The 6,883-nt window shown below is 72.9% G+C and carries 7 protein-coding genes and 1 pseudogene; 2 read left to right on the top strand and 6 right to left on the bottom strand.

Annotated elements, in window-relative coordinates; translation table 11 throughout:
• The coding region (locus EF918_RS30355; RefSeq protein WP_148141282.1) for an FHA domain-containing protein at positions 1–510 on the top strand (510 nt) is incomplete at its 5' end.
• Between the two features lie 9 nt (positions 511–519).
• Here EF918_RS30355 and EF918_RS30350 read toward each other — a convergent pair.
• On the bottom strand, positions 520–1,500 hold the full coding sequence (locus EF918_RS30350) for a methyltransferase domain-containing protein (protein WP_125652140.1): 981 nt from the start codon (positions 1,498–1,500) through the stop codon (positions 520–522).
• 85 nt (positions 1,501–1,585) lie between these two features.
• Here EF918_RS30350 and EF918_RS30345 point away from each other — a divergent pair, with 85 nt between their 5' ends.
• On the top strand, positions 1,586–1,990 hold the full coding sequence (locus tag EF918_RS30345) for a globin (protein ID WP_125652139.1): 405 nt from the start codon (positions 1,586–1,588) through the stop codon (positions 1,988–1,990).
• Positions 1,991–1,993: 3 nt separating this feature from the next.
• Here the strand turns inward: EF918_RS30345 and EF918_RS30340 are convergent, their stop codons facing one another.
• The 5 genes and pseudogenes from EF918_RS30340 to EF918_RS30320 form a co-directional block, all read right to left on the bottom strand.
• A complete protein-coding gene (locus EF918_RS30340) occupies positions 1,994–2,728 on the bottom strand; it encodes a hypothetical protein (protein WP_125652138.1) in 735 nt (244 codons plus the stop codon).
• Positions 2,725–3,174: a thioesterase family protein gene (locus EF918_RS30335; protein WP_125652137.1), complete on the bottom strand. Its 450-nt coding sequence runs from the start codon at positions 3,172–3,174 to the stop codon at positions 2,725–2,727. The genes EF918_RS30340 and EF918_RS30335 overlap by 4 nt, the downstream gene beginning before the upstream one ends.
• A gap of 14 nt (positions 3,175–3,188) precedes the next feature.
• Positions 3,189–4,853, bottom strand: a complete 1,665-nt coding sequence (ettA, locus tag EF918_RS30330) for an energy-dependent translational throttle protein EttA (protein WP_125652136.1) — start codon at positions 4,851–4,853, stop codon at positions 3,189–3,191.
• 152 nt (positions 4,854–5,005) lie between these two features.
• Positions 5,006–6,100 (bottom strand): ALF repeat-containing protein, encoded by a 1,095-nt coding sequence (locus EF918_RS30325; protein WP_125652135.1) that lies wholly within the window; start codon positions 6,098–6,100, stop codon positions 5,006–5,008.
• 101 nt (positions 6,101–6,201) lie between these two features.
• Positions 6,202–6,702: pseudogene (locus EF918_RS30320) on the bottom strand (phosphoesterase); the annotation flags it as partial.
• Positions 6,703–6,883 lie beyond the last annotated feature (181 nt).

Below are 6,883 nucleotides of genomic sequence, written 5' to 3'. Positions count from 1 at the left end.
GCCGCGTACGAGCCGCCGGCGCCGTACGAGCCCCCGGCCCCGGCGCCGTACGAGACCTCCGCTCCCGCCCCGGCCCCCGTGCCGGTGCCGCGGGCGTTCGGGCCGTGGACGGCGACCATCGGCCCGGACCGGGCCTACTTCACGGCGATGATGCAGCGCAGCGGCCCCGAGGCCGCCGGGCTGGACCTGCCCGCGTACGTGCCCGAGCAGCACCTCACGCTGTCCGGCGGGCAGATCACCATCGGCCGCCGCCGGGCCTCGTCCCCGGAGAGCCCGGACATCGACCTGTCGGTGCCGCCCGAGGACCCTGGCGTCTCGCACCGGCACGCGGTGCTGGTGCAGCAGCCGGACGGGAGCTGGGCCGTGGTGGACCAGAACTCCACCAACGGCACCACGATCAACGGCGCCGAGGACCCGATCCAGCCCTACGTCCCGGTCCCGCTGTCCGACGGGGACCGGGTCCACGTGGGTGCCTGGACCACCATCACGGTCCGCCGCGGCCAGGGCTGAACGCGCCCCTCAGCCTTCCTCCTCCCCCAGGGGCCACACGTAGGGCCCCTGGGGGTCGTCGAGCCAGGACCACTGGCCGCCGGGAGTGACCGTCACCCCGAAGCGCTCGCGCCCGGGCCGGTCCTCCCGGCGCCACAGGTCCAGGGCCTCGCGCGGGTGCAGCGCGCCCGTGGTCAGCAGCAGCATGAACTGGAAGCGGTCGTTCTCCAGCAGCTCGTACGGCACCCCGCCGGCCGGCCCGGACGGCACCGCGGCCGCCCCGCGCAGCGGCACGAAGTACGCCGGCGTGTGCAGGAACCGGCCCTCGGCCAGCTCGGCGTCCCGTACCTCCAGCGCGATCAGCCCGGTGGACAGCGGCGCCAGGATCCGGCCGCCCGGCCGGCACTGGGCGAGCCAGGCCGGCGGGATCCTCGGCAGGGTGCAGGTGGCGAGGATCCGGTCGTACGGGGCCCGGGCCGGGCAGCCGCGGGCACCGTCCCCGGTGACCACGGCGGGGTGGAGGCCGAGGGCGGCCAGGTGGGTCCGGGCGGACTCGGTGATCTCCTCGTCGAGGTCCACGGTGGTGACGTGCTCGTCGCCGAGGCGGTGGCACAGCAGGGCCGCGTTGTAGCCGGTGCCCGCCCCGATCTCCAGCACGTCGTCCCCGTCGCGGACGTCGAGCGCCTGGAGCATCTTCGCCATGAGCGAGGGCTGGCTGCTGGAGGAGAGCAGTTCGCCGTCCCGCACCCGCGTGGCCAGCGGCTGGTCCGTGTACACCCCGCGCAGCCAGCGGGCCCGGCGGGCGGGGTCGGGGTCCTCGCCCCACAGCCGTTCGTGGCCGCCGCCCCGGCCGGTCCAGAAGAACGGCACGAACACGTGCCGGGGGACGGCGGCGAAGGCCGCCCGCCAGGCCGGGTCGTGCAGCACCCCGGCGGCCACCAGCTCGCGCACCTGCGCGGCGTGCGCGACCTCCGGGTCCACCAGGTGCGTCCGCGCCTCGTGTGCGCCCATGGGTCCACTGTGCTGCGCCGGCCGCCGGGAGGCGAGTGGTCCTAGGACCGGGGTCCTCCGTCCGGGCGTCTGAGACGATGGTCGGGTGAATGAGATTCCGCAGGACACGCTTCAGGAGCAGACGTTCTACGAGCAGGTGGGCGGCGAGGAGACCTTCCGGCGCCTGGTCCGGCGCTTCTACCAAGGGGTCGCCGAGGACCCGCTGCTGCGTCCGATGTACCCCGAGGAGGACCTCGGCCCCGCCGAGGAGCGGTTCGCGCTGTTCCTGATGCAGTACTGGGGCGGTCCGACCACCTACAGCGAGAACCGCGGCCACCCCCGGCTGCGGATGCGGCACGCCCCGTTCCAGGTGGACAAGGCCGCGCACGACGCATGGCTGCGCCACATGCGGGAGGCCGTGGACGAGCTGGGGCTGTCGCCCGAGCACGAGGCCCAGCTGTGGCGCTATCTGACGTACGCCGCCGCGTCGATGATCAACACGGCGGGCTGAGGTTCAGACCGGGCGCACCTGGAGGGCGCCCAGGCCGCCGCCGGGCCGGCGCAGGGCCACGGAGCCGAACGGGGTGCGCAGGCGCAGCCAGCTGCCGGCGCTGAACAGCGCCACGGCGGCGGGCAGGCCGGGCGCACCGGCCGTACCGGCCGCGGCGGGGGCCGGGGCGGAGGCCGGGGCGGGCACGGTGGCCCGGACCGGCCGCAGGAAGCCCAGGGACTGCGCGGCGTGCACGGCGCGCAGCGGGAGCTCGGTGTCACCGAGCGTGCGGGACCAGATCTCGCGGCCGATCCGGTCGCGCTCGGCGCGGGTGCGCCGCTCCGGGGGCAGGGCCTCGTCCCGGGCCCGGAACTCTTGGACGGCCGCGGCGACCGCCGCCCGCATCGCCTCGACGCCGGGCAGACCCGGCACCTCGGTCCAGCCGCCGCGTGGCGGCAGCACCCCGGTCCAGGGCGGTCCGGTGACGGCGGCGGGCACGGCGACCGTGCCGGCCTGCTCGTCGACCGCCTCCAGCAGCTCGCCCGCGGAGACGGTCACGTCCAGCCCGGCCGGGCCGTCGAGCCGGGCCGTGCGGACGGCCAGCACCTCGAAGGACGGCGGCCGGCCGAAGACGGCGAGCGCGCCGCCGCCGGCCTGGAGCCGTACCGCGGCGGCGCGGTCGTAGTGCACGAGCCGGCCCAGGAAGGCGGCGAGGTCCGCCGCCTCCCCGGAATCGGCGAAGCGCAGCTGCCCGGTCATGCGGCCCGGGCCGAACCCGTCGAGGAGGCCGAGTCGTCGACGTACTCCTGGAGGAACGTGCGCTCCTCCTCGGTGATCCGGCGCGGACGCTGGGTCTCCAGGTCGAAGGGCACGACGACGGTGGACGCCTGGACGTACACCGTGCCGGGGCCTTCGGCGTCCTTGATCTCGTAGGAGATGGTCAGGGACGCCGCGCCTATCTTCGTCACCCACGACTCGATGACGACCGGCTCGTGCCGGTGCACCAGCGGCCGCTTGTAGTCGATCTCGTGGCGGGCCACGACGGACCCGCCCTGGAACGACGTCGAGCCGTTCCCCGGCGCCAGTCGGAACATGAAGTCGATCCGCGCCTCCTCCAGGTACCGGAGGAAGACGACGTTGTTGACGTGCCCGAAGGCGTCCATGTCCGACCAGCGCAAGGGGCACCGGTAGATGTGTCGTGCCACGGTCTTCGCCAGCCTCAGCCTCGGGTGAGCTTCTTGTAGGTGGCGCGGTGCGGACGCGTCGCGTCCGGGCCGAGCCGCTCGACCTTGTTCTTCTCGTAGGACTCGAAGTTGCCCTCGAACCAGAACCACTTCGAGTCGCCCTCGTACGCCAGGATGTGCGTGGCCACCCGGTCCAGGAACCAGCGGTCGTGGGAGACGACCACGGCGCAGCCGGGGAAGTCCAGCAGCGCGTTCTCCAGGGAGGACAGGGTCTCGACGTCGAGGTCGTTGGTGGGCTCGTCGAGGAGCAGCAGGTTGCCGCCCTGCTTGAGGGTGAGCGCCAGGTTCAGGCGGTTGCGCTCACCGCCGGAGAGCACGCCGGCCGGCTTCTGCTGGTCCGGGCCCTTGAAGCCGAACGCGGAGACGTAGGCGCGGGACGGCATCTCGACCTGGCCGACGTTGATGTAGTCCAGCTCGTCCGAGACGACCGCCCAGAGGGTCTTCTTCGGGTCGATGTTGGCGCGGCCCTGGTCGACGTAGGAGATCTTGACGGTCTCGCCGACCTTGATGTCACCCGCGTCCGGGGCCTCCAGGCCCTGGATCATCTTGAACAGCGTCGTCTTGCCGGCGCCGTTCGGGCCGATGATGCCGACGATGCCGTTGCGCGGCAGGGTGAAGGACAGGTCGTCGATGAGGACCTTGTCACCGAAGGCCTTGGAGAGGTTGTTGACCTCGACCACGATGGAGCCCAGGCGCGGGCCCGGCGGGATCTGGATCTCCTCGAAGTCCAGCTTCCGCATCTTCTCGGCCTCGGCGGCCATCTCCTCGTAGCGGGCGAGGCGGGCCTTGGACTTGGCCTGGCGGCCCTTGGCGTTGGAGCGGACCCACTCCAGCTCTTCCTTGAGGCGCTTCTGGCGCTTCTCGTCCTTCTTGCCCTCGACCTTGAGGCGCTCGGCCTTCTTCTCCAGGTAGGTGGAGTAGTTGCCCTCGTACGGGTGGGCACGGCCGCGGTCGAGCTCGAGGATCCACTCGGCGACGTTGTCGAGGAAGTACCGGTCGTGGGTGACGGCCACGACACAGCCCTTGTACTGGGCCAGGTGCTGCTCCAGCCAGTTCACCGACTCGGCGTCGAGGTGGTTGGTGGGCTCGTCGAGGAGCAGCAGGTCGGGGGCCTCCAGCAGCAGCTTGCAGAGGGCGACGCGGCGCTTCTCACCACCGGAGAGGGTGGTGACCGGCCAGTCGGCGGGCGGGCAGCCCAGCGCGTCCATGGCCTGCTCCAGCTGGGCGTCGAGGTCCCACGCGTTGGCGTGGTCGAGGTCCTCCTGGAGCTTGCCCATCTCCTCCATCAGCTCGTCGGTGTAGTTCGTCGCCATTTCCTCGGCGATCGCGTTGAACCGGTCGAGCTTGCCCTTGATCTCGGCGACGCCGTTCTGGACGTTCTCCAGGACGGTCTTGGACTCGTCGAGCTTGGGCTCCTGCATGAGGATGCCGACGGAGTAGCCGGGCGTCAGGAAGGCGTCACCGTTGGACGGCTGCTCGATGCCCGCCATGATCTTCAGGACGGTGGACTTACCGGCGCCGTTCGGGCCGACCACGCCGATCTTCGCCCCCGGCAGGAAGTTCAGGAAGACGTCGTCGAGGATCACCTTGTCGCCGTGCGCCTTGCGCGCCTTGCGCATGGTGTAGATGAACTCAGCCAAGAGAAACCGTCCGGCAGATCGTGGGGTGGGCAGATACACCCCATCTTGCCAGCCGTCCACCCTCCGGCGGAAACCCGTTCCCGGGAGCCCGGGGTGCGCGAAGGGGGCGCCGCCGGTGGCGGCACCCCCTTCGTACGTGCTGTCGGTGCAGGTCAGGCCGCGGAGCCGGGGCGCCGGCGGCGGGCCGCCAGGACCAGGCCGGTGCCCGCGACGAGGGCGGTGCCGGCGGCGCCGGCGGCCCAGGTGGTGCCCTCACCGGCGCCGGTGGCGGCCAGGGTGCGGCCGCCGCCGTTGGCGGAGACGTTGCTGTTGCCGGTGGCGACGGTCTGGGTGGCGGTCGAGCCGGAGCCGCCGGCGCCGTTTCCGTTTCCGGTGCCGTTGCCGTTGCCGTTGCCGCTTCCGCTGCCGCCCTTGCCGTTCTTGGCGGCCTCCTCCTCGGCCTTCTTGTCCTTGGCGCGGGCCTCGTGCTGGCCGGTCTCCAGGAACTTGACGCGGTCCTCGGGGGTGCCGTTCAGGGCGGCGCGGCCCTTCTCCTTCACCTCGGGGCCGCCGAGGCTGACGATCTGGGCGATCAGCACGCGGTTGTCCTGGTCACGGGCGGTGTGCTGGCCCGTCTTGAGGAACTCCGCGCGGTCCTTGGGGCTGCCGTTCATCGCCGCACGCCCCTTCTCCTTCACCTCGGGACCGCCGGTGCTGATGATCTGGGTGATCAGCACGCGGTTGTCCTGGTCGCGCAGCTCGTGCTGGGTGACGGCGAGGAACTGGAGCGCGTCGGCGAGGGTGTGCTTCGTGTGGAAGAAGTCGTTGATCCCCTTGCGCAGGATCGGGCCGGCCTCGTGATCCAGGCGCGCGATGGCGATGCGCGCGTCGTCGAGGCGGATCGCAGGGACCTCGTTCTCCAGGAACGCGCGCATCTGGGCCGGGGTGCCCTTGAGGGCCTCCCGGCAGGCGTTGCGCAGGAACTCGGAGGCGGTGGGATCCGCGATGATCGCCAGGATCGCGAGCCGGTCGTCCTCGGCCTGCTTGTCGGCGGGCTTGTCCGCCGGCTTGTCGGCCTGCTTGCCCGCAGCGGGCGTCCCGGTGGCGGGAGCGGCGGGGTCGGCCGCCGGCGGCTGGTCCGGGACGCCCTGGGACGGCGGGCCGGCCGGGGTGGCCGGGTTCCCGTCGGCGAAGGCCGGGGAGGAGAGAAGAACGGCCGGAGCAAGGGCGGCGGCGGTGACCGCCGCGGCGATCCGGGACAACTTCAAGAGAGCACCCACTCTGTTCGCTCGTGTCGTGATGATCAAAGGACCGGGGTCACTCTAGGCGGCGCGCCGACGCCGCTACCAGCCGGTTCATCCGGAATTGATCATTCTGCGTCGGGGGCGGCCCGGTAGACGGTGAGCGCCTCGGGCAGCGCCTCGACGACCAGCGAGGCGGGGGCCGGCGCGTACTCGCCGTCGTAGGCGTACGGCGTCCCCGGCGGGATCTCGGAGATCCGCAGGGTGCGCAGCCGGGTGGCGGTGTGCACGGGCGACCGGGACAGCGGCCCGGCGAGCGCGGCGGCGAGCAGCCGCGGCCCGGGCCGGCCGCCGCCGTGCACCAGCCGTACGTCGAGCAGCCCGGCCCCCGGCGCGACCCGGCGACCCGGCGCCCCGCCGCGATTGAGGTAGACCCCGTTTCCCGCGAAGAGCAGCCACACGGGCCGCCGCCGCCCGGCCACCCGCACCACCACGGGCCGCTCGGCCCGCAACACCCGCACCGCAGCCACCACGGCAGCCACGCCGCTCCCCACCCGAGGCGCCCACGCCAGCCGATGCCGCAACAGCTCGGGGTAGGCCCCGAGACTGAACGTATTGAGGAAGTACCCAACCTCCCCACCGCCCGTGGTCCCGCCGCCCCGACCGGGGCGGGCGGGGTCGGCGCCGTCAGCGGCGTTAACGAGGTCGGCGGCGTCGGCAGGGGCGGCATCGTGGGCAGGGGCGGCGGCGTCGGCGGGGGTCCCCGCCGTGACCGGGGACAGGATCCCGGCGTCAGTGCCCTCCCACGGG

The organism is Streptomyces sp. WAC06614 (assembly GCF_003949795.1).
Classification (GTDB): Bacteria; Actinomycetota; Actinomycetes; order Streptomycetales; family Streptomycetaceae; genus Streptomyces.
The sequence above is the reverse complement of the archived record's forward strand: the minus strand, read 5'-3'. Positions and strand labels throughout refer to the sequence as shown.

Coding starts and splice junctions, on each gene's coding strand:
- EF918_RS30340 (WP_125652138.1), bottom strand. CDS start 2,728: ATGACCGGGCAGCTGCGCTTCGCCGATTCCGGGGAGGCGGCGGACCTC.
- EF918_RS30350 (WP_125652140.1), bottom strand. CDS start 1,500: ATGGGCGCACACGAGGCGCGGACGCACCTGGTGGACCCGGAGGTCGCG.